Source organism: Kribbella speibonae (genome assembly GCF_004331375.1).
Lineage (GTDB): Bacteria > Actinomycetota > Actinomycetes > Propionibacteriales > Kribbellaceae > Kribbella > Kribbella sindirgiensis.
In genome coordinates, this window is the sequence record NZ_SJKC01000001.1 from 565118 (window position 1) to 584772 (window position 19655).

23 protein-coding genes are annotated in these 19655 nt (G+C 68.8%); 12 read left to right on the forward strand and 11 right to left on the reverse strand.

Translation table 11 applies throughout. From position 1 onward, the window contains the following. The first annotated feature begins 24 nt into the window (after positions 1-24). Positions 25-777 carry a phosphotransferase family protein gene (locus E0H92_RS02870; protein ID WP_131469152.1) on the forward strand — a complete coding sequence of 251 codons (753 nt, stop codon included), beginning with the start codon at positions 25-27 and terminating at the stop codon, positions 775-777. Further along, positions 774-1166: a GNAT family N-acetyltransferase gene (locus E0H92_RS02875; protein WP_131469154.1), complete on the forward strand. Its 393-nt coding sequence runs from the start codon at positions 774-776 to the stop codon at positions 1164-1166. Before E0H92_RS02870 ends, E0H92_RS02875 begins: the two co-directional genes overlap by 4 nt. On the opposite strand, the gene E0H92_RS02880 is transcribed toward E0H92_RS02875, so the two are convergent. Then, a complete protein-coding gene (locus E0H92_RS02880) occupies positions 1153-2028 on the reverse strand; it encodes a hypothetical protein (RefSeq protein WP_165549674.1) in 876 nt (291 codons plus the stop codon). The two genes, E0H92_RS02875 and E0H92_RS02880, sit on opposite strands and share 14 nt — an antisense overlap. A gap of 95 nt (positions 2029-2123) precedes the next feature. On the opposite strand from E0H92_RS02880, the gene E0H92_RS02885 reads away from it, so the two are divergent. Then, positions 2124-3326 carry an MFS transporter gene (locus tag E0H92_RS02885; RefSeq protein WP_202873496.1) on the forward strand — a complete coding sequence of 401 codons (1203 nt, stop codon included), beginning with the start codon at positions 2124-2126 and terminating at the stop codon, positions 3324-3326. A 35-nt stretch (positions 3327-3361) separates the two neighbouring features. After that, the gene (locus tag E0H92_RS02890; RefSeq protein WP_131495291.1) at positions 3362-4267 is read left to right on the forward strand and encodes a DMT family transporter; all 906 of its coding nucleotides are present in this window, start codon (positions 3362-3364) and stop codon (positions 4265-4267) included. Here E0H92_RS02890 and E0H92_RS02895 read toward each other — a convergent pair. Then, positions 4204-4881, reverse strand: a complete 678-nt coding sequence (locus E0H92_RS02895) for a TetR/AcrR family transcriptional regulator (RefSeq protein ID WP_131495292.1) — start codon at positions 4879-4881, stop codon at positions 4204-4206. The two genes, E0H92_RS02890 and E0H92_RS02895, sit on opposite strands and share 64 nt — an antisense overlap. Positions 4882-4928: 47 nt before the next feature. On the opposite strand from E0H92_RS02895, the gene E0H92_RS02900 reads away from it, so the two are divergent. Beyond that, on the forward strand, positions 4929-5840 hold the full coding sequence (locus tag E0H92_RS02900; protein ID WP_131495293.1) for an SDR family oxidoreductase: 912 nt from the start codon (positions 4929-4931) through the stop codon (positions 5838-5840). Here the strand turns inward: E0H92_RS02900 and E0H92_RS02905 are convergent. The 3 genes from E0H92_RS02905 to E0H92_RS02915 form a co-directional block, all read right to left on the reverse strand. Next, positions 5837-6520, reverse strand: coding sequence for an MBL fold metallo-hydrolase (locus tag E0H92_RS02905; RefSeq protein WP_238173290.1), 684 nt, complete (start codon positions 6518-6520; stop codon positions 5837-5839). The genes E0H92_RS02900 and E0H92_RS02905 overlap by 4 nt on opposite strands. A 95-nt stretch (positions 6521-6615) precedes the next feature. Beyond that, entirely contained in the window at positions 6616-7506 is an 891-nt protein-coding gene (locus tag E0H92_RS02910; RefSeq protein WP_131495295.1) for an Abi family protein, read from the reverse strand. 186 nt (positions 7507-7692) lie between these two features. Continuing rightward, positions 7693-8289, reverse strand: a complete 597-nt coding sequence (locus E0H92_RS02915; protein ID WP_131495296.1) for a LysE/ArgO family amino acid transporter — start codon at positions 8287-8289, stop codon at positions 7693-7695. Positions 8290-8362: 73 nt separating this feature from the next. Here E0H92_RS02915 and E0H92_RS02920 point away from each other — a divergent pair, with 73 nt between their 5' ends. Then, positions 8363-9250 carry a LysR family transcriptional regulator ArgP gene (locus tag E0H92_RS02920; RefSeq protein WP_131495297.1) on the forward strand — a complete coding sequence of 296 codons (888 nt, stop codon included), beginning with the start codon at positions 8363-8365 and terminating at the stop codon, positions 9248-9250. 6 nt (positions 9251-9256) lie between these two features. Here E0H92_RS02920 and E0H92_RS02925 read toward each other — a convergent pair whose 3' ends face one another. Both E0H92_RS02925 and E0H92_RS02930 read right to left on the reverse strand, forming a co-directional pair. Continuing rightward, positions 9257-10096: an SCO6745 family protein gene (locus E0H92_RS02925; RefSeq protein WP_131495298.1), complete on the reverse strand. Its 840-nt coding sequence runs from the start codon at positions 10094-10096 to the stop codon at positions 9257-9259. Continuing rightward, positions 10093-10599 carry a GNAT family N-acetyltransferase gene (locus E0H92_RS02930; protein ID WP_131495299.1) on the reverse strand — a complete coding sequence of 169 codons (507 nt, stop codon included), beginning with the start codon at positions 10597-10599 and terminating at the stop codon, positions 10093-10095. Before E0H92_RS02930 ends, E0H92_RS02925 begins: the two co-directional genes overlap by 4 nt. 64 nt (positions 10600-10663) lie before the next feature. On the opposite strand from E0H92_RS02930, the gene E0H92_RS02935 reads away from it, so the two are divergent. Continuing rightward, positions 10664-11767 (forward strand): calcium:cation antiporter, encoded by a 1104-nt coding sequence (locus E0H92_RS02935; RefSeq protein WP_131469173.1) that lies wholly within the window; start codon positions 10664-10666, stop codon positions 11765-11767. Here the strand turns inward: E0H92_RS02935 and E0H92_RS02940 are convergent. The 3 genes from E0H92_RS02940 to E0H92_RS02950 form a co-directional block, all read right to left on the reverse strand. Continuing rightward, positions 11733-13169, reverse strand: a complete 1437-nt coding sequence (locus tag E0H92_RS02940) for an ankyrin repeat domain-containing protein (protein WP_131495300.1) — start codon at positions 13167-13169, stop codon at positions 11733-11735. The two genes, E0H92_RS02935 and E0H92_RS02940, sit on opposite strands and share 35 nt — an antisense overlap. Positions 13170-13479: 310 nt before the next feature. After that, the gene (locus E0H92_RS02945) at positions 13480-13839 is read right to left on the reverse strand and encodes a YybH family protein (protein ID WP_131284172.1); all 360 of its coding nucleotides are present in this window, start codon (positions 13837-13839) and stop codon (positions 13480-13482) included. Next, entirely contained in the window at positions 13836-14870 is a 1035-nt protein-coding gene (locus tag E0H92_RS02950) for an amidohydrolase family protein (protein ID WP_131495301.1), read from the reverse strand. The genes E0H92_RS02945 and E0H92_RS02950 overlap by 4 nt, the downstream gene beginning before the upstream one ends. Before the next feature lie 120 nt (positions 14871-14990). Between E0H92_RS02950 and E0H92_RS02955 the strand changes: the two genes are divergently transcribed. From E0H92_RS02955 to E0H92_RS02965, 3 genes are read left to right on the forward strand one after another with little or no spacing between them, the layout of a single operon-like run. Continuing rightward, on the forward strand, positions 14991-15422 hold the full coding sequence (locus E0H92_RS02955; protein WP_131469181.1) for a hypothetical protein: 432 nt from the start codon (positions 14991-14993) through the stop codon (positions 15420-15422). 13 nt (positions 15423-15435) lie between these two features. After that, complete coding sequence (locus tag E0H92_RS02960) at positions 15436-15846, forward strand: thiol-disulfide oxidoreductase DCC family protein (RefSeq protein ID WP_165549675.1); 411 nt, start codon at positions 15436-15438, stop codon at positions 15844-15846. Next, complete coding sequence (locus tag E0H92_RS02965; protein WP_131469185.1) at positions 15818-16486, forward strand: TetR family transcriptional regulator; 669 nt, start codon at positions 15818-15820, stop codon at positions 16484-16486. The genes E0H92_RS02960 and E0H92_RS02965 overlap by 29 nt, the downstream gene beginning before the upstream one ends. 2 nt (positions 16487-16488) lie before the next feature. Here E0H92_RS02965 and E0H92_RS02970 read toward each other — a convergent pair whose 3' ends face one another. Further along, positions 16489-16998, reverse strand: a complete 510-nt coding sequence (locus E0H92_RS02970; protein WP_238153516.1) for a DinB family protein — start codon at positions 16996-16998, stop codon at positions 16489-16491. A gap of 194 nt (positions 16999-17192) precedes the next feature. Here E0H92_RS02970 and E0H92_RS02975 point away from each other — a divergent pair, with 194 nt between their 5' ends. After that, the gene (locus tag E0H92_RS02975; protein ID WP_238153517.1) at positions 17193-18728 is read left to right on the forward strand and encodes a DEAD/DEAH box helicase; all 1536 of its coding nucleotides are present in this window, start codon (positions 17193-17195) and stop codon (positions 18726-18728) included. Positions 18729-18743: 15 nt separating this feature from the next. Next, on the forward strand, positions 18744-19655 hold the full coding sequence (locus E0H92_RS02980; RefSeq protein WP_131495303.1) for a phosphotriesterase family protein: 912 nt from the start codon (positions 18744-18746) through the stop codon (positions 19653-19655).

Below are 19655 nucleotides of genomic sequence, written 5' to 3' on the forward strand. Positions count from 1 at the left end.
GGCCGATGTCTCTAGCCTGACCTGGTGCCGAACCATGTGAAGCGCCGCGCGCCCGCCGCACCGGGCTCGATTCCGGCCGTCCTGAAGATGTTCGAGTCCGAGGTCCGCTTCTACCGCGAGATCGCGCCGGTCGTCGGCGTGCGCGTGCCGGAGTGCTACCAGGCGGAGTCCGATGCGGACGGAACACTGCTGGTCCTGGAGGACCTGTCCGTGTGGACACCGGGCGCGGAGCCGGCCGCTGGGGCGCGGGCGCTCCGCGAACTCCACGACCGGTGGAGTGGACGAGCGCACGACGAGTGGGCGTGGCTGCGACCGGTCGGAGCCGGGGACGAGTTGGTAGCGGAGCTCTACGACCGAACCTGGCCGGCGTTGGCGCGGCGTTCCGATCTGTCCGCGCCGGTTCGTGCGTACGGCGAGCGCCTGGTCGGGAGCGTGCTGCAGGCCGAGGCAGACGTCGCGCGGGCAGGGGAGCTGACGCTGGTCCACGGCGACGCCTCGGCGCAGAACATGCGGACCGGACCCGACGGTCGGGTGGCGTTGCTCGACTGGGAGGACGTGTCGGCGGCACCCGGCGTACTGGATCTCGCGTGGTTCCTGGTGTCGTCCGTCGAACCGTCGCGGTGGCCGGAAGCGTTGACGGCGTACGGCGAGATCGACGGGCTCGACGTGGTGCTGCCGTCGGTGATGGTGCAGGGGTACCTGAGCCTGTCGGATCTGCCCGACGGTGAGGGTGGAGAGTGGAACGCTCGACTCGAAGCCGCGGCGGTGAGGTTGTGAGGTACGTCGTACGTTTTCCGGTCGATGATCCGGAGTTGTCGGCGTTACACGCTGCCGCGTTCGAGGGTGAGCCTGATGTGCAGCCGTGGGCCGAGCGGCTGGAGCGGTGGGCGCTGACCTGGGTGGGGGCCTTCAGCAACGATCAGTTGGTCGGGTTTGTGCAGGTGTGCTGGGACGGCGGTGCGCACGCGTTCGTGCTGGACACCGCCGTCCATCCGGATCACGGGCGGCAGGGGATCGGCAAGCAGCTCGTGCTGACCGCGGCCGAGGAGGCCCGCAAGGCCGGGTGCGAATGGCTGCATGTCGACTACGAGCCGCACCTCAAGGCCTTCTACGAAGATGCCTGCGGCTTCCGCCCGACAGATGCCGGTCTGCTCAGGCTCCGATAGCCGTCAGGCGTTCGGTCGAGATGCATGACGTCAGGCAGCGTTCCTTGGCGTCGCCGAGCAGGTCGGCGGTCCATGTCGTGAAGCCGCCGTCGCCCAGCCCCTCGCCGCCGCGGTCGATGCCGAGACCGGTGCCGGCGTAGTAGCTCGCGCTCTTGGTCCGGTCGGCGTCCTCCACGAACGCGACACCCAGCGCCGGGCGGACCGTGTCCTCGATGCGCTCGCGCAGCGCCGACTCAGTGAACGCCGTGAACGTGAGCTCGGCCTTGTCACCGAGTACGGCATGCCAGAAGCTCAGGTGGTCGATCAGCAGTTCGGCCTCGGTCCGGCACGACCCGGTGTCCCGCGCGCTCGACACCAGCACGAACAGCTCGAAGTGCGCCGACATCCCCGGCCCGTCGAACGGCTGCGCCCGCACCACCCGCTGACAGGTCGCCAGGTGCACCCGGTCCTGCCCGGCGCGACGTCGTACGGCGGCCTCGATCGCCAGCTCGTTGGTCGGGTCGCTCGCAACCTCGGTGCCGCGGATCGTGCTGACCACCTGGTGCTGGTTGATCGTCGCGATCGCCGAAGAGGTACCCAACGGCGTGACCGGAGACAACTGCACGCCGTCGAACTTCTCCGGCAGCAGCTCCCACAACCGTTGCTGTGTCTTCACCAGCTCCCGCGGGTCGATGGCCGACGGTCGCACGAACCGGTCCTGCTGCCAGCGCTGCAGAAGCCGCGCCGGCGTCACCTTGGCCGCACGCTGACGCGTCACGTCCAGGAGGACGGACTGCAGCTCGGACTGGCTCAGGCGGTCCACGAGGGCGTCCCGGCTGCCGTCCGGCAGCTTCGCCCAGAATCGTTCGCTGACGTCTCCCATCGCTCTACTCTGACGGATAAATCCTCTTATCCGCGCACCATTTTTGCCGTACCGTCGGAGGCATGAGTCCTCCGTGTTGACGCACTGACCGAGGTTTGACAGTCCGGATCATCGCCTTCGAGGCGTTGCAGGACTTCATCCCGCTCTACCCGCTGTACCAGTTGCTCTTCGCCGACCACGGGCTGTCGGCTGCCCAGATCTCGACGCTGTTCGTCATCTGGTCGGCGACCGGTTTCGTTCTCGAGGTGCCGTCCGGCGCGTGGGCCGACTCGTACTCGCGGCGCAAGCTGCTGATCCTCGGCGCGCTGCTCAGCGGTCTCGGGTACGCCGCCTGGATCACGCTCCCGTCGTACGCCGGATTCGCGCTGGGCTTCGTCCTGTGGGGTACGTCGTCGGCGCTGATCTCCGGGACCTACGAGGCGTTCGTGTACGACGAACTCGCGGCCCGGGACCGTGCCGATCGCTTCCCGACCGTGCTCGGTCGCGCCCGTTCCGCCTCGTTCGTCATGAACCTCGCGGCGACAGCGCTCGCCACTCCGCTGTTCGCGCTCGGCGGTTACACGCTGGCCGGAATCGTCAGCGTGCTCAGCTGCCTGCTGCAAGCGATCGTCGCGTGGTCGTTGCCCGAGGCGCGCGCGGTGGAGGTGGCGCGGGAGTCGGCCGAGCCAGGCGCCCGAGCGGCCTTCGCCGCGTACCTCCACATGTTGAGGTCCGGTGTGGCCGAGGTGCTGACCAGACGGCTGGTGCGGCGGGCGGTTCTTCTGGTCGCGTTGCTGGGTGGGTTCCTGGCGTTCGACGAGTACTTCCCGCTGCTCGCCCGAGAGACTGGTGCCGCGACGAGCGTGATCCCGTTGCTGATCGCGGGAACCGTGGCCGCGCAGGCGATCGGCAGTGCGCTGGCGGGACCGGCGTACAAGTTGCCTGCGGCAATGTTCGCGGCGGCGCTCGCGGCGACCGCGGTGCTGATCGCGACCGGTTCGCTGAGCGGGTCGGCGTGGGGATTCCTGCCGATCGCGCTCGGGTACGGGCTCATGCAGCTGGTGATCGTGGTGTCCGAGTCGCGGCTGCAGGACGCGATCACCGGCCCGGCGCGAGCGACCGTGACGTCGGTGTCCGGGCTGTTCTCCGAGGTCTCCGCGATCGCGGTGTACGGCGGGTTCGCGCTCGGATCGGTGTGGTTCACGATGGCGATCCTCGTGGCGGCGTTGACCATCCCGGTGCTGCTGACCGCGTTCGTCGTACCGTTCGCGCTGCCGTCATCGCGTAGTTCGGTGAGCACCGAAGCGTCCGATCCCTAGCCTCACATCATGAGCAGGAAGGACGTTTCATCGGTATGAGGAAGCAGGGTGTGCTCGCCGGCGGCGCGGCCGCGGTGACGGTGGTGTTGTGGGCGTCGGCATTCGTCGCGATCCGCCACGTCGGCCAGGAGATGTCGCCCGGTGCGCTGACGCTCGGGCGGCTCCTGGTCGGCAGTGTGCTGCTGGGGATCTTCGTGTTCACCCGGCCGCGGCGCTGGCCGGCTCGTGGAGACTGGAAGCTCCTGCTGGTGTGCGGGTTGCTTTGGTTCGGGGTCTACAACATCGCGCTGAACGCGGCCGAACAGCACCTCGACGCGGGGACCACGTCGATGCTGGTGAACACCGGGCCGCTGCTGATCGCCCTGCTGGCCGGGATGTTGCTGGGCGAGGGGTTCCCGCGGCAGTTGGTGATCGGCAGTGTGGTGGCGTTCGGCGGAGTCGTGGTGATCGGCCTGTCCTCTTCGCACGGTGGCGCCGATACCTGGGGCGTGCTGCTCTGCGTGGTGGCTGCGGCTGCCTACGCGATCGGTGTCGTCGCCCAGAAGCCGTTGCTCGGACGCCTGCCCGCGCTCGAGGTCACCTGGTTGTCCTGCGTGATCGGCGCCGTCGCCTGCTTGCCGTTCGGGCCCGCACTGGTCCGAGAGGTGAGGCCTTCGACGATGTGGTGGGTGGTGTTCCTCGGTGCGTTTCCGACCGCGATCGCCTTCACCACCTGGGCCTACGCGTTGGCCCGGACCACAGCCGGCCGGATGGGCGCCACGACGTACCTCGTGCCGCCGCTGACGATCTTCCTCGGTTGGCTACTGCTCGGCGAAAGCCCGGTGCTGCTGGCGTACGCCGGAGGGGTGCTGTGTCTCGGCGGCGTAGCGCTCTCGCGTTACCGGCGGATGCCGGCGACCCAGGTGGACAGGCCGGACTCGAAGCCGCTGTCGAAGTCGTAGGCGAGGCCGTCCGCCCCGAGTTCGTTGACGATCCGGGTCAGGGTCGGGGCCTTGTGCGCGGGCAGCGCACGGACCCGGGTGAGCAGGTCGGGGGCAAGCTCAAACGTTTCCGCGCGGACCGACGCCTCGCCGAGGCTGAAGCCGTGGATGAAGTCGATCAGGGTGTTCGCGGCCTCGAAGATCTCGCGCGGTGCGAGGCCGGCCCGGTCGAGGGCCCGGTAGAACGGCTCCATCGTGACCACGACGACATCCGACACCGCCGACGCGTCCGACAGCACCTGGAGCGCGAGGTTCGGGTGCTGGCGAAGACCGTCGCGATAGGCGCGGGCGGCCTGCTTGAGTTGCTCGTCCCACGGAACGGCATCGCCGGGGTCCGGGACTTCCAGGCCGGCGAACACAATCTCCGCGAGACCGGCAAGGACAGCGGCCTTGTTCGGCAGGTGGTGGTACAGCGACATCGGGTTGACCTTCAGCGTGGCCGCCAGCCGTCGCATGGTCAGCGCGTCGATGCCCTCGTCGTCGACGATCCCGAGCGCGGCGGTCAGGATCACCTCCCGGCTCAGCCGCTCCTCCCCGGCGCGGGGCCGCCCGGAGCGCTTGCCGTCATTAATCATACGACGTATGGTACATAATCGTACAACGTATGGATAAGGAGGGCGGCATGCAGCCGTTGGCAGGGAAGGTGGCGCTGGTCACCGGCGCGACCCGGGCAGCCGGCCGGGGGATCGGGGTCGAGCTCGGCGCGGCCGGCGCGACCGTGTACGTGACCGGGCGGAGCACGCGGGATCGGCGGTCCGAGATGAATCGGCCGGAGACGATCGAGGAGACCGCGGAACTGGTCGACAAGGCCGGCGGCCACGGCATCGCCGTACCGGTCGATCATCTGGATCCTTCGCAGGTCCGTGCCCTGGTCGAGCGGATCGACCGCGAGCAGGGCGCGCTGCACATCCTGGTGAACGACATCTGGGGTCAGCACGGTGAGCCCGAATGGGACAAGACCGTCTGGGAGAGCGACCTCGAGAGCGGTCTGCGGCTGCTGCAGCTGGGCGTGAACACGCACGTCATCACCAGCCACTACGCGTTGCCGTTGCTGATCAAGTCACCCGGCGGACTGGTGATCGAGATGACCGACGGCACCAGCGAGTACAACGCCGACAACTACCGCGTCTCGTTCTTCTACGACGTCGCGAAGGGCGCGGTCGGGCGGATCGCGTTCGCGTTGGCGCACGAGCTGGACAAGTACGACGCGACCGCCGTACTGCTCACCCCCGGCTGGCTGCGGTCCGAGGCGATGCTCGAAGGGTTCGGTGTCCGCGAGGACAACTGGCGGGACGCGACCGAACGGATCCCGCACTTCGCGATCTCCGAAAGCCCGGCGTACGTCGGCCGCGCGGTCGCCGCCCTCGCGGCCGACCCCGACGTACGACGCTGGAACGGCAAGTCCACGTCCAGCGGCGAACTGGCCCAGATCTACGACTTCACCGACCTCGACGGCTCCCGCCCCGACGCCTGGCGCTACATCGTCGAAGTCGAACAGCCCGGCAAACCCGCCGACACCACCGGCTACCGCTAAAGCTTGTACGGCGGGCAGGCGTCGGCCCCGTCTGTTGGCACCGTCACGGCTGATGCGTTGGCCGTGAGGGGTGCGTGGGGGTGTGCGGCTGCGATGGGGACGCCTGTTGTGGCCGCCAGGGCGAGGAGTTCGTGGCGGGAGGTGACGGCCACGGCTGGGTCTCGCTCGTACACATACGTGAGCTCCGGCCACCGCGCCTGCGCGGGATGCACCAGCACATCACCACCGAGGATCGCCCGCTCGGTCACCACCGACTGATGCCCAGGCGTCGGCAGCAACCGCATCCCGCGCAGCGCGACCTCCCCGTCGACCACCCGCAGCTGCCCGGCCTCCTCGATCGGCCGGATCCGGCGCGAGTACGTCGCCCCGTCCCGCACATGCTCGAGCTCAGCCCGCTGCACGACGTACTCCGCCCGCGGAAACGCCGGCTCGACGCCGTCGGACACCCACCCCACATGATCCAGATGCACATGCGTCAACACGACCGCATCCACATCCGCCGCCTCCACCCCCACCTGCCCCATCAACCGAGGCAACCGCCCCACAACCCCCAACCACTCAGCCGCCTCCCCACCGGCCGCCCCAACCCCCGCATCCACCAACACCACCCCCGCGTCAGACACCACCAAGTAACTATGAAAATGCAGCAACCACCCCTCCCCTCGTACGTTCCCCGGCATCACCCGCCCAGTCCAAGCCGCCTCCTCAACACCCCACCCAGGCAACGCCTCGGAAACCCCCTCAGGAAACACAGCCACCGCATCACACAACACCGTCACATCCACGGCCAGCACTCCTCCCACCGAGCCGGAAACCCCATCTCCGACAGACTTCGCCCACACGCAGGAATCTCTACGGTGACCAATTCGCGCACCTCTGAAGCCCAGTCGTCCTCGCCCATCCGATGGAGCAAGAACGCCAGGACGCACAGCGTCGAGTAGATCCTGTGGTGAGACACCTCCGGCGCGCTGAGGTGCCGCAGTTCGGGGATGGTAGCCAGCTGGCGTGCGCCGATCTTGTTGACCATGTGCCGGTTCCAGAGCCGGGAGTGATGTGCGCAGATGTTGCGGACGTAGTTCAGCACCCGCAGCCAGTTGCCCAACGTGTGCCCATTGCCGTGACCCAGCCCGTCGACGATGTCCAGCTCTCGGGCGATCGCTGTCCGATCGGCAGCCTTCAAGCCCCGGTACAGGTGGGCGGTGGATCCGAAGTCGAGGATCTCGGTGACGACCCAGACCGGGAGGCGTCCGTCGTACTTCGTCTGGAAATGCACGACGAAGTCCTCCGATGATCGACGCTGAGCATCCAGCACCTTGGCGATCCAGTCGTCGTACCTGCTCCGGCGTGCGCCGTTGGCCTGAGTGAACTGTCCATCGAGGTTGGCGCGGTCGAGGTGCGCATAGGCACCGCGCTTGCCCAGGGTGAAGCCGATCATGACGCGAAGTGCGATCTCGACACGCTCGACGGCGTCGAGGACCTGCAGCTTGAGCCGGCGGTCGGCGTCGTACAGCCGAACCACCGTGCTGAAGTTGGTACCTCCAATGAATTGATCGGCGCGTTGTCTCTGGCCGAGCTGGCGACGGTACGGGTACCAGTAGCCGCTCAATCGGTAGTAGCCGACCACGCTCAGCAGCTCGGCCGCTGCGGCGGGGTCGTCGACGGCCATGCCTCTGCTCTTCAGAAGCTGGACTTGGTCGTCGAAGGACAGGTGTGGCTTGGTGTAGGGCAGCACGTGAAATCCCCCGGAAAGACGACCAGCCCGTGCCCGAGTGGGCAGAGGGGCTGGTCTTGCTACCCACAGTGTATCCGGATGTGCTGGGTAGCGACCAAGCCAGATCTGGGCCTGTGGATATCAGGTGAGGAGCATCCAGGTGGCGAGGGTGGTCATGAGGAGGGCTATGGAGGTGTCGAGGAGTTGCCAGGCTCGGGGGCGGGCGAAGAGGGTGGCTAGTTTGCGGGAGAAGAAGCCTAGGGAGAAGAACCAGGTGAAGCTGGCGGTGACGGCTCCTAGGCCGTAGAGCCAGCGGCCGTCGGTGCCTCGTTGGTTTGCCAGGGAGCCGAGGAGTACGACGGTGTCCAGGTAGACGTGGGGGTTGAGGTAGGTGAAGCCCAGGCAGGCTAGTACGACGCTGCGGAGGGCGGCCGGTGCGTGGTCGGCGGCTGTCATCGCGCCGGGGTTGAAGGCGCGTTTCGCGGCGAGGAACGCGTACCCGTAGAGGAACGCGGCGCCGCCGAACTTGGCGATGTCGAGGGCCAGTTGGCTGCGGGTGAGGAGTGCGCCGAGGCCGAGGATGCCGCTGGAGATCAGGAGTGCGTCGGAGAGTGCGCAGGTCAGGACCACCGGGAGGACGTGTTCGCGGCGCAGGCCTTGGCGGAGGACGAACACGTTCTGGGCGCCGATCGCCACGATCAGCGACAGTGCCGTGGCGAAACCGGCGAGGAGGGGCATGCAGTCGACGGTAAGCAGCCGACCGGCTTCAAACCAACTAAAGATTCTGATGCACCGTTAGGATTGCTTCATCATGCAGTTCGACTCCGTGCAGCTCGAGACGTTCGTGGCCGTTCTCGACGAAGGCAGCTTCGACGCGGCGGCCCGTCGGCTGCGCGTGACGCCGTCCGCAGTCAGTCAACGCATCAAGGCGTTGGAGAGCCGTCTGGGTCAGGTCGTGGTGATGCGCGGCAAACCGGCGCGGGCGACCGCGGCCGGTGCGGCGCTGCTCCGGCTCGCCCGCCAGGTGTCGCTGCTCGAACTGGAGGCGATCGCCGCCGTCCGCGGCACGGTCGACGCGCAGCGGATCCCGATCGCGGTGAACGCGGACTCGCTCAACAACTGGTTCCTGCCCGCGATGCTCGACCTGTCCCGGACCCACAACGCCCGGTTCCTGGTGCACCAGGAGGACGAGGAGCATTCGGCGGAGTACCTTCGCAACGGTACGGTCCTGGCCGCGGTGACCGCGGACCCGCGACCGGTTCAAGGCTGCCGCGTCGTGCGGGTCGGGAAGATGCGGTACCTGCCGCTCGCCACCCCGGAGTACGCCGAACGCTGGCTGGCTGGGAAGCCGCTGCCGGAGGCGCTCGCCGAGGCTCCGATGGTGGTGTTCAACGAGAAGGACGTGTTGCAGCACCGCCTGGTCCGCAAGGTGACGCGGCGAAAGCTGGATCCGCCGTCGCATGCGATCCCGGCGTCCGCGCCGTTCCACGAAGCGGTCCGGATCGGGCTCGGCTGGGGGATGATCGAGGACCAGGTGGCCGGCCCCGAGCTGGCCGCCGGCCGCCTGGTGGAAGTTGCTCCAGGCAAGTACATCGACGTACCGCTGTACTGGCAGCACTGGAAACTCGAGTCCGGCATCCTCGACGCGCTCACGGCCGCCGTACTTCGTGCTGCCGAGGCCGGCCTTCGTACGTCGTGAGCTCGGTCAGTCCCAGCGCAGAGCCATCGGGTTGTCCGGCGGGATCAGGCCCTCGGACATCAGTACGGCGCTCAGCGGGCGGACGAGATCGTGCAACTCCTTGGTCAGGTCGTCGCCCAACGCGCGCCACCCCTGATCCGCCAACGAATCGGTGGTGTCCTCGACCTGCTGCCGCAACGCCCGCCCGGCGTCGGTGAGCGCGCCGGAAGCATCGAGTAGACCACGCGAACGAAGATCGTCGGAGGCGGTTGCCCATTCCTCGTCGCTCCACCGCCGGTTGAGCTGGAAGATCTCCTTCGACGGTCCGCCAGCCGCGGAAATCGTCACCAGCGCCTGGCACGGGCTGAGGCCCGCAGCGACGAGCGCCGCGACATGCCCGTCGCCGCGTGACTCGCGCAGAATCGTGGTCGCCTGCCACAACACGAGGTGCGGCTCGTCCGGCCACTCCAGCGCAGCGTTCGCCGCCGCGATCGGCCGCCCCGCAACCGGTGCCACCTCTGCCGCGCGCTGCCCGAGCTCGGCGGCCCGCGCGACATCGGCGTCCGGGAACAGGCGGCGTACGGCGTTGTCGACGGCCGTGAGGCGTGCGTCGAGGAGTTGGGCCGGGGTGGCGTAGGTCCACGCGTCCGGGAGGGATCGGGCGACCATCGCGGGATGGAAGTTGTAGAACACGGCCGCCACGATCTCCGGACCGACCGGGCCGAGGGGTGCGGCGCGGCAGCCGAAGTAGCTCATCCACCCGCCCTTCAGCCCGAGCGCGTCGGTCGCCTTCCGCGTCTCGGGGGAGAAGTACGTGATCGCGTGGTACGGCTCCAGCGCCTTCCACATCTGCCGGGCGCGGTTCATGGCAGCGGGCGGTACATCACGTGGAGGCCGACGTACCCGAGTGTGGGGTGGTCGAAGGTTTCCGGGACGGTGCCGGCGATGCGGAAGCCGAGGGACTGCCAGAGGTGTACGGCGGGTTCGTTCGTCTCGACGACCGCGTTGAACTGGACCGAGCGGAACCCGGATCGCCCGGCCCACGCGATCATGTCCTCGCAGAGCAGCCGGCCGACGCCCTTGCCGCGGGCCTTCCCGTCGACCATGAAGCTCGCGCTGGCCACGTGCGCGCCGGGACCGGGGCGGTTCGGGTACATGTTCGCGCTGCCGAGAACGGTGCCGTCGGCATCGACCGCGACCGCGGTCCGGGCCAGCGGCGAACTGGACGGCGTCATCCACATCGCGCGGGCCTGTTCCTCGGTGAGGTCCGGGTCGTAGGTGTACGTCTCCCGGGCGGTGACGATCTCGTGGAAGAACGGCCAGATGGCCGGCCAGTCGTCAGCGGTCGCGTCTCTGATTTCAACAGTCATCGTAGGAGAAGCATCACGCGAGGGACGCCGGATGCCAAGAGGATTCCAGATAGGCTGTCTGAGGATGACAAACTCCGTGATCCAAGGGCTGCCGCGCTGGACGCTGGCCGTGCCGCCGCTCGCCTTCGTCGTCCTGGCCGGGACCTGGCATCGCGACCTCGGCGCGGTGCTGCTGATCCTGGTCTGTCTCGGTCTCGGCGCCGCGGTGATCGCCGCTGTGCATCACGCGGAGGTCGTCGCGCACCGCGTCGGTGAACCGTTCGGCACGCTGATCCTGGCGCTCGCGGTGACGATCATCGAGGTCGCGCTGATCGTCACGCTGATGGCGTCGGGTGGCGAGAAGGCCGCGTCGCTGGCCCGCGACACCGTGTTCGCCGCGGTGATGATCACCTGCAACGGGATCCTCGGTCTGGCGCTGGTCGTCGGCTCGTTGCGGCACCGCGTGCAGGAGTTCCGGGTGCAGGCGTCGTACTCCGCGCTCTCGGTGACGACCGCGCTGGTCACGCTGAGCTTGGTGCTGCCGACGTTCACGACGAGCGCGCCGGGGCCGCAGTTCAGTTCGGCGCAGCTGGCCTTCGCCGGTGTCACGTCGCTGGTGATGTACGGCGTGTTCGTGTTCATCCAGACGATCCGGCACCGGGACTACTTCCTGCCGGTCGCTCCGGACGGTGAGGTCGACGAGGACGAGGACCACCACGCGGCCGCGCCGAGCGGGAAGACCGCGCTGCTGAGTCTTGGGCTGCTGTTCGTCTGCCTGGTCTCGGTGGTCGGCCTCGCGAAGACCGTGTCGCCGAAGCTCGAGTCCGCGGTGGAGTCGGCGGGCGCGCCGCTGGCCGTCGTCGGTGTGGTGATCGCGCTGCTCGTGCTGCTGCCGGAGACGGTTGCCGCAGTACGCGCGGCACTGCGGAACCGTCTCCAGACCAGCGTCAACCTGGCGCTCGGCTCAGCGCTCGCCAGCATCGGCCTGACCATCCCAGCGATCGCGATCGCCTCGATCTGGTTGAGCGGTCCGCTCGTCCTCGGGCTGGGCGGCAAGGAGCTGGTGCTGTTCGCGCTGACGGTCGTGACCGGCATGTTCACCCTCTCGACCGGCCGGGCGACGTTGCTCCAGGGCGCCGTTCACCTCGCGGTGTTCAGCGCGTTCCTGTTCCTTGCGGTAAGCCCTTGAGGTAGTCGATCACCGCCTGCTGGTGATTGTGCTCGGCCCAGCCCAGCGCGTTCCCGTGGTAGTTCGGGTCGCGTACGGACGGGTCGGCGCCCAGTTCGACGAGTTTGCGCACCGTCTCCAGGTGACCGTTGAGCGCGGCGCGGTGGATCGGCGCGGAGCCGCCGGAGATCCGGTTCAGGTCGAACCCGAGCCGCTGCAACGGCTCCATCGCCTCCGCCCGTCCGACCTCGGCGGCGCGAACGGGCAGGTGCGGGACGCGGGCGACCGCGCGGGCCGCCAGGGCGGCGTCGACGTCCGGTATCTCACCGCGCATCGCCGCGGCGTACACCTCATGGATCTCGTCCAGCGGCGCCGCGCCGCGAGCGCGGAGCAGTTCGGCGATCTCCGTGTGCCCTTGCACAGCGGCCAGTTCGTACGGGCGCTGGCGGCCGAACCCCGGGTGCCTGGTACCGAGGCCCTCCGGATCGGTGCCTTGGGCAAGGACCAGTTCGGCCCGGTGCAGCAGGCCGGCCGAGGACGCGAACACCAGTTCGTCCTCGAGCAGTTGCCGCGGGGTCGGATGCGCGGTCGTCATCCGTTCGTGCCACGGGCCGCCGTCACCGCGCCCCAACCCGTACTCCAGCAGCAGTTCCAGGTGCACGTCGTCGTACGGCGGGGGACAGCCGGGACCGCAGTTGTACATGGTCTGGCTGTCGTTCGGGTCGGCGCCGGCGTCGAGGAGGATGCGCGCGAGTTCGACGCGATCCCGGTGCGGGGGCTGATCGCCTTCGCCGCGCCCGAAGACGCCGGTGAGTGCGGTGAACGGTGACGGCAGGCCCTGCCACAGGTAGCCGGCGTTCGGGTCGGCGCCGTTCTCGAGCAGGAGCCGCGCGATCTCGAGCTGGTTCGGCGCGTCGAGGCGGTTGTAGGTGAGGTAGAGGAGCGGCTCCCACCGGTACGGCCCGCCTTCGACGCTCGCCTGACTGACCTCGATCCCGGCGAGGTTGCCGGCCACCACCTGCGTATAGATGTTGCTCTCGGCAATCTCCGGGTAACGCTCCAGCAGTTCGCGCGCGGACTGCTGCCGGGCCGGATCGTCCTGTCCGTAGTGCAAGGTCGCGAGGCGGAGGAACTCGTCGGACCGCTGCTCGGGAGTGTCGAGCGGGCCGCCGACGGACTGCCGGTGGGGTGACCGGCTGTAGTGGTCCACCAGCTCGAGATGCCGCACGATCCGCGGCCAGCTGGGGAATCCGTAGCTGCGCGCGATCACGAGTTGGGCATCCGCCAGCGTCTGCACGGGATGGAACTCGGCGGCCAGCGCGACGGCTGCGCTGTCACCGGCACGGACCTGTTTGAGCAGGGTCTTGGCCTGACCGCGCAGGTGATCGAGGTGCGGGTCGTCCGGAAGATTTCGGGTCGGCATCGCCGACCTCCTCTCTACGAGCCTGCTGTCCGCGTCGTCAGGCGAGAAAGGAGGTGAACTGGTGCCACACCACAGCGATCTATCAGGTGGGCTGAGCCCTTCCCGCGGACCGGTGGCACCCTGAGCGCCTACTCAGGAGCATAGGGCATGTCTCCCGATCCCACACCTACTGCGCGGCACTCGGCACGGCACCTCGCCGCACTGGAGCAAAGGCGACGATGAACCACATCGACGCCTTCGCTCCAGCACGCCGAGCCACCGCACCGAGCACCTGCTCGCGACGGTGTGGGATCGGGAGACATGCCCTAGCTCAGCGTGGCTTTTCCATCCACCATTCGGTGAACTCGTAGGCGCGGTCCTTGTCCAGCCGGATCACCCAGAGGTTGCTGAACTCGCCCGGCGGATTGGTCAGGTACGTCGTCCAGCCGCGGACGAACCCGACACCGTCACCGAACCCGAGCACCTCGTACTCGAACGTCGTCTCGCCGGGTGCGTCGGCGATCTCGAGCCAGGCCGCCACGATCGCGTCCCTGCCGGTCACCGGAGCCTCGTCCGGCCGCCGGTACCAGGCGGCGTCCTCGGTCCAGAGCGCCGCGATGTCCTTGGGATCGTTGCTCTCCCACGCCTTCCGGTACCTCTCGACCCACCGGTCGAGGTCCTTCTCCTTCACAAGATCCTCCGGTGGTTGAGGACGACCGCCGCCGGAGTCGCGAGTACGTCGGGATGCTCGCGCGGATCCACCTCGTACGTGACCAGGTTGCCGGCGCCACTCAGACCGAGGAAGTCCTGCGCGCCGGTCGAGGCCGCGGTGATCGCCTGCTCCACGGTCAGCCCGTGCCGGACGAGCTGGTCGATCTCGGCGGCGACGGTGCCGACCGCGTCGGATCCGGTCAGCACGCGGACGCCGTACCGCTCGGCGAGCGGCAGGACCGACGCGAGGTACGCCGATCGTTCCTCGCGCCGGGCCTTGCGCTCCGGGGTCTCGTCGGGGCCCGGCCGGACGGAGGCGCAGAGCGTCGGCGTCCACGCGCCGCCCCGGGCGCCCAGCGCCTGCAGGTCCTGCTCGGTGAGCGCTGTACCGTGCTCGACCGAGTCGATGCCGACCCGGATCAGCTCGCTGACGTGGTCGGTGTTGACATGCGCCGCGACCCGGACGTTGCGGGAGTGGGCCAGCTCGACCATCGCCTCGACCACCTCGATCTCGTACGACGGCGCGACCTTGCTGCCGCGGATCGGGCCGTCCGGGCCGACCTCGGGGAAGTCGCCGACCAGTTTCAGCCAGGTCGCGCCGTCGGCGATCTCGGCCTCGACCGCGGTGAGCAGATCCTCCGGGGCGACCGGCTCGTAGGCGTCCGTGAAGTACCGGCCGTTCGGCGCGAGGAACCGGCCGGCCGCGAGGACGAGCGGACGGTCGGGGTCCGCCGTCCGGGCGAGTTCGAGCGTGACCTCACGGTTGCCGCCGACGTCGCGGATCGCGCTCACCCCGGCGTCGGCGAGTTCCCCGAGTCGTTCGGCCGCGAACTCCGGTCCGCGCAGGACCGGCCCGCGCGGACCGGAGGCCAGCGTCAGGTGACAGTGCGAGTCGACCAGACCAGGTACGGCGTACCGCCCGGGCAGCTGCTCGCCGGACGGGTCCTGGCCGAACGTCAGACGGGCGGTGTCGCCGGAGGGAAGGACGGTTCCTTCGAAGACCCAGGTCATGAACATCATCTTGCCGCAGCCGAGACCCAGATCACGTCCTGTTCGACTTGAACATGTTCAAAAGAGCGGCGTACCGTCAGGATCAAGAGATTTGAACGTGTTCAAGAGTGGGGACGAGAGATGGACATGACAGTCACGACGTACCTGGTCTACCTGCTGATCGCCGTACCGCTGACGATCTGGGTGGCGCGGACGCTGAGCCGGAACGGGCGGATCTTCCTGGTCGACGTGTTCCACGGGAACGCCGCCTTCGCCGATGCCGTGAACCGGCTGCTGGTGGTCGGGTTCTACCTGATCAACCTCGGGTTCGTGACGCTGTTCCTGCGCAGCGACAGCCCGGTGCTGGACGCGAGCGGGGTGTTCGAGCAGCTCAGCGTGAAGCTCGGGATCGTGATGCTCGTGCTCGGGGTGGTGCACCTGACGAACGTGTGGATCTTCAACAAGATCCGGACCCGCAGCCGGCTCGACAGCATGACCCGCCCGCCGGTGCCGCCGAACGACACCGTGCAGCCGCTCACGGCAGCCGAGCAGGCCGCCCAGTACGGATATTGAAGGCCGCCCGGCCGTGCGTGAGTTGACGGTTCTGTACGACGCCCACTGCGGACTGTGCCGCCGCTTCAAGGACTGGCTGGCGGCGCAGCACCCGGCGCCGGACGGGTACGGCGGGGTGGTGCGTCTGCGGTTCGTCGCGGCGGGGTCGACGGGTGCGCGGACGCTCTACCCCGCGCTGGATCACGACGCGACGCTGCGGGACGTGACCGTGATCGCCGACGACGGGTCCGTGTACGTCGGCGATCGCGCCTGGATCGTGTGCCTGTGGGCCACGGGGGAGCACAGGCACACCGCCGTACGACTGGCGAGTCCGGCGATGCGGCCGGTGGCGCGGGCCATCGTTCAGGCGGCGGCGGGGCTGCGGCGGATGAGTGGAGGTGATTACGCTGACGGGTGTGACGGACAGTGCGACCGCGAAGGGTGAACAGACGCGTGAGCTGATCCTGTCGACCGCGTTGCGGTTGTTCCGGGAGCAGGGGTACGGCAAGACCACGATGCGCGCGATCGCCAACGAGGCGGGCGTGTCGGTGGGGAACGCGTACTACTACTACGGTTCCAAGGACCACCTCATGCAGGCGTACTACGACCTGCTGCAGGACCAGCACCGCGAGGCGGTCGAGCCGATTCTCGCGACCGAGAAGACGTTCGTACCGCGGATGACCGGCGTACTGCGGACCTGGCTGGACGTGGCCGCGCCGTACCACGAGTTCGCCGGCACGTTCTTCAAGACGGCGGCCGATCCGCGCAGCCCGTTGTCGCCGTTCAGCGAGGAATCCCGGCCGGCGCGGGACGCGAGTGTCGACGTCTTCCGGCGCGTCATCGACGGCTCCGACCTGAAGCTGGCCGCCGACCTCAAGGCCGAACTGCCCGAACTGCTCTGGCTGCTCCAGATGGGCGTGGTCCTGTTCTGGGTCCACGACCAGTCCGAGGACGTCCGCCGGAGCCGTGCCCTGATCGACCGGGCGGTCCCGCTCGTCGACCGGCTGCTCCGCCTGACTCGCATCCCCGGCGTCCGAGGCGTCACGACCGACATCGTCGGCCTGATCAACTCGATCAAGCCGTAGTTCTATTCGCCGGTGGCGCCGTCCAGGCGCTGACGGAGCAGGTCGGCGTGGCCGTTGTGGCGCGCGTACTCCTCGATCATGTGGATGTAGAGGTAGCGGAGCGAATGCGGCGGTTCCTGGCCGGGCCGGAGGAACGTGTCGTCCAGCGCGTACTTCGCGGCCAGTTCGTCCGAGGTCTTGACGATCTGGCGGTACTCCTCGAGATCCTGCTCGACGAGTGCGGGATCGACGTGGTCGAAGTCGCCGTCGGGGAACTCCCGGGACCAGTTCTTCGGCGGCGAGTCGTGAAGCGCCAGAGCGCGGTGGAACCAGTACTTCTCCACCTCGCTCATGTGCCGGACGAGCCCGATCAAGGACATCGTCGACGGATGCACGGCGCGCTCGACGAGCTGCTCGCCGGTGAGCCCGGAGAGCTTCCAGAGCAGCGTCCCGCGGTGGTAGTCGAGGAACCCCTGGAGGAGTGTTCGTTCGTCGGCGACTGTGGGCGGGTTGACCCGAAACTGTTCCGTCACGAGCAGAACCTAGCGTGTGTGACGAGCATCCCGTGAGAAACGGACCTGCTGTGCCGTAAACTGCTTACGACGGCCCGCCCAGTTCTGCCTCGGGCCGGTGAGCGCAATTACCGTGCGCCAGCAGTCGACCACCACGCGCCGCGGCCCACCGGCCGCGCCGGGCAGGACGACCCCCGAACTTTTGGAGTACCACTATGGCGGCCCGCCGCCTCACGTCTACAACCACGTCCAACCAATCCACCTCCCAGTCCCGCAAGCCCGCCGGTGACAAGCCGGCCAGGGACGCACGGGCCGGCCAGTCACGGCCGCGGCGCCGGCGCCGTTCCGGTGCTGCGCGCAACCAGCAGCCCGCGGTCGCCGACCAGCAGCTCGAAGTTGCCATCAGCAACGATGACGAGGTGACCGAAACGGTTGCCCCGGACAACCGCAGCTTCGCGGAACTCGGCGTACCCGCTCGGCTGGTGGCCACCTTGGCCGCTGCCGGGGTCGAGAAGCCGTTCCCGATCCAGGCGGCCACGTTGCCGGACTCGCTGGCCGGCAAGGATGTCCTCGGCCGCGGACGCACCGGGTCGGGCAAGACCTACGCGTTCGTCCTGCCGGTCCTCGCGCGGCTCGCGGCGAGCGGCACCAAGCGCCGCCCCAACCATCCGCGCGCACTGATCCTCGCTCCGACCCGCGAGCTCGCGACCCAGATCCAGGCCTCGATCACGCCGCTCGCCGACACCCTCGGCCTGCGTTCGATGACGATCTTCGGCGGGGTCGGTCACGGCCCGCAGATTAGCGGCCTGCGCAAGGGCGCCGACATCGTCGTCGCCTGCCCGGGACGGCTCGAGGACCACGTCCAAGCCGGTCACGCGAAGCTCGGCGCGGTCGAGATCACGGTGCTCGACGAGGCCGACCACATGGCCGACCTCGGGTTCCTGCCCGCCGTACGACGGATTCTCGAAGCCACCCCGGACACGGCCCAGCGGCTGCTGTTCTCGGCCACGCTGGACGCCGGCGTCGGCGTTCTCGTCCGGCGCTTCATGACGGACCCGGTCACGCACAGCGTCGACTCGGCCCGTTCACCGGTCTCCCAGATGACGCACCACGTCCTGCACGTCCAGCCCGACACGCGGCTCCCGGTGCTCGTCGACCTGACCGCGGCGCCGGGTCGCTCGCTGGTGTTCACCAGGACGAAGTACGGCGCCAAGTCCTTGACGAAGAAGCTGATCGCCCAGGGTGTCCCCGCTGTCGAGTTGCACGGGAACCTGTCCCAGGGCGCCCGTACGCGCAACTTGGAGGCGTTCTCCGACGGCTCCGCGCGGACCTTGGTCGCGACCGACATCGCTGCTCGCGGGATCCACGTCGACGGGGTCACGCTGGTGATCCACGCCGACCCGCCGATCGAGCACAAGGCGTACCTGCACCGCTCGGGCCGCACGGCCCGCGCCGGCGCCGAGGGTACGGTCGTCACGCTGATGACCGACGAGCAGGTCCGGGACGTCCGCGACCTGACCCGCAAGGCCGGCATCGCGCCGAAGGTCACCAAGCTCGGCGCCGATCACCCGCTGCTCGCCGAGCTGGCCCCGGGCGACCGCACGTACGTCGCCCCACCGGTCAAGCAGGAGCCTGCCAAGCAGACGGCGGCGTCGCCGAAGAAACCTGCTCGCGGTGGAGCTTCCGCTCCGGGGCGCCGCCCCGCCCGTCGTGGTCGTCGTCGCCGCTCGAGTGGCCAGCAGGCCGCCTGAGATCGAGCCACTCTGATGCGGATCCGTACGGTCCTGAACGACCTCGTGCCGGAAGCGCTCGGCGTGACCGACTCGCACGATCACCTGTTCTTCCGCTCGGCGGTGCTTCCCGGGCAGGAGCTGGACGACGAGGCGGCCGCGATCGCCGAGGTACGGGCGTTCGCGGACGCGGGTGGTCAGGCGATCGTGCAATGGACCCCGCACGGGCTGAACCGGCAAGCCGGTCTCCTGCCCGGAATCTCCACCAGCACGGGCGTTTCGATCGTCGCGGCCACCGGCCTGCATCGGCGCGAGCACTACCCGGACGGGTACGTCGACAAGGTGCAGGACGGGCTGGCCGAGATCTTCGTCCGCGAGCTGACGACCGGTATCGGAGACACGCCGGTCCGCGCCGGGCTGATCAAGGTGGCCGGCGGGTTCCACGTCCTCGACGGGCATGCCGAGCTCGTGATGCGGGCGGCGGCCGAGGCTCACCACGTGACCAACGCGCCGATCGCCATTCATCACGAGCTCGGTTCCGCCGCTGACGCCGTACTCGATCTGCTCGTCGACACGCTCGACGTCCACCCGGCCGCTGTGATCCTCGGGCATCTCAACCGGTTCCCCGATCATCGCGTGCATCTCGAGTTGGCGCAGCGGGGTGCTTGGCTGGCGTTCGACGGACCGTCGCGGGCCAACAACGCGACCGATCCACGGCTGACCGATTGCCTCGCGGCGCTGATCGACGCGGGGTACGCGGACCGCCTGCTGCTCGGTGGCGACACCACGACGGCCCGGGCCCGGGCGGCGACCGGCGAGGGTCCGGGGATGCCGTATCTGCTGACCCACCTCAGGCCGCGGATCATGCGGTACTTCGGTGCGGACATCGCCGACGCCGTGTTCCGGAACAACCCAGCGCGCGCCTTCGCCACGGATTGGCGCGCGTAG

What these genes read in the sequence shown, in the direction of transcription:
- E0H92_RS02980 (WP_131495303.1), top strand. Translation starts at nt 18,744, where the DNA reads ATGCGGATCCGTACGGTCCTGAACGACCTCGTGCCGGAAGCGCTCGGC.
- E0H92_RS02920 (WP_131495297.1), top strand. Translation starts at nt 8,363, where the DNA reads ATGCAGTTCGACTCCGTGCAGCTCGAGACGTTCGTGGCCGTTCTCGAC.
- E0H92_RS02905 (WP_238173290.1), bottom strand. Translation starts at nt 6,520, where the DNA reads ATGCCGGGGAACGTACGAGGGGAGGGGTGGTTGCTGCATTTTCATAGT.
- E0H92_RS02910 (WP_131495295.1), bottom strand. Translation starts at nt 7,506, where the DNA reads ATGGCCGTCGACGACCCCGCCGCAGCGGCCGAGCTGCTGAGCGTGGTC.
- E0H92_RS02975 (WP_238153517.1), top strand. Translation starts at nt 17,193, where the DNA reads ATGGCGGCCCGCCGCCTCACGTCTACAACCACGTCCAACCAATCCACC.
- E0H92_RS02940 (WP_131495300.1), bottom strand. Translation starts at nt 13,169, where the DNA reads ATGCCGACCCGAAATCTTCCGGACGACCCGCACCTCGATCACCTGCGC.
- E0H92_RS02930 (WP_131495299.1), bottom strand. Translation starts at nt 10,599, where the DNA reads ATGACTGTTGAAATCAGAGACGCGACCGCTGACGACTGGCCGGCCATC.
- E0H92_RS02955 (WP_131469181.1), top strand. Translation starts at nt 14,991, where the DNA reads ATGGACATGACAGTCACGACGTACCTGGTCTACCTGCTGATCGCCGTA.
- E0H92_RS02900 (WP_131495293.1), top strand. Translation starts at nt 4,929, where the DNA reads ATGCAGCCGTTGGCAGGGAAGGTGGCGCTGGTCACCGGCGCGACCCGG.
- E0H92_RS02895 (WP_131495292.1), bottom strand. Translation starts at nt 4,881, where the DNA reads ATGATTAATGACGGCAAGCGCTCCGGGCGGCCCCGCGCCGGGGAGGAG.
- E0H92_RS02915 (WP_131495296.1), bottom strand. Translation starts at nt 8,289, where the DNA reads ATGCCCCTCCTCGCCGGTTTCGCCACGGCACTGTCGCTGATCGTGGCG.
- E0H92_RS02890 (WP_131495291.1), top strand. Translation starts at nt 3,362, where the DNA reads ATGAGGAAGCAGGGTGTGCTCGCCGGCGGCGCGGCCGCGGTGACGGTG.
- E0H92_RS02880 (WP_165549674.1), bottom strand. Translation starts at nt 2,028, where the DNA reads ATGGGAGACGTCAGCGAACGATTCTGGGCGAAGCTGCCGGACGGCAGC.
- E0H92_RS02950 (WP_131495301.1), bottom strand. Translation starts at nt 14,870, where the DNA reads ATGACCTGGGTCTTCGAAGGAACCGTCCTTCCCTCCGGCGACACCGCC.
- E0H92_RS02935 (WP_131469173.1), top strand. Translation starts at nt 10,664, where the DNA reads ATGACAAACTCCGTGATCCAAGGGCTGCCGCGCTGGACGCTGGCCGTG.
- E0H92_RS02925 (WP_131495298.1), bottom strand. Translation starts at nt 10,096, where the DNA reads ATGAACCGCGCCCGGCAGATGTGGAAGGCGCTGGAGCCGTACCACGCG.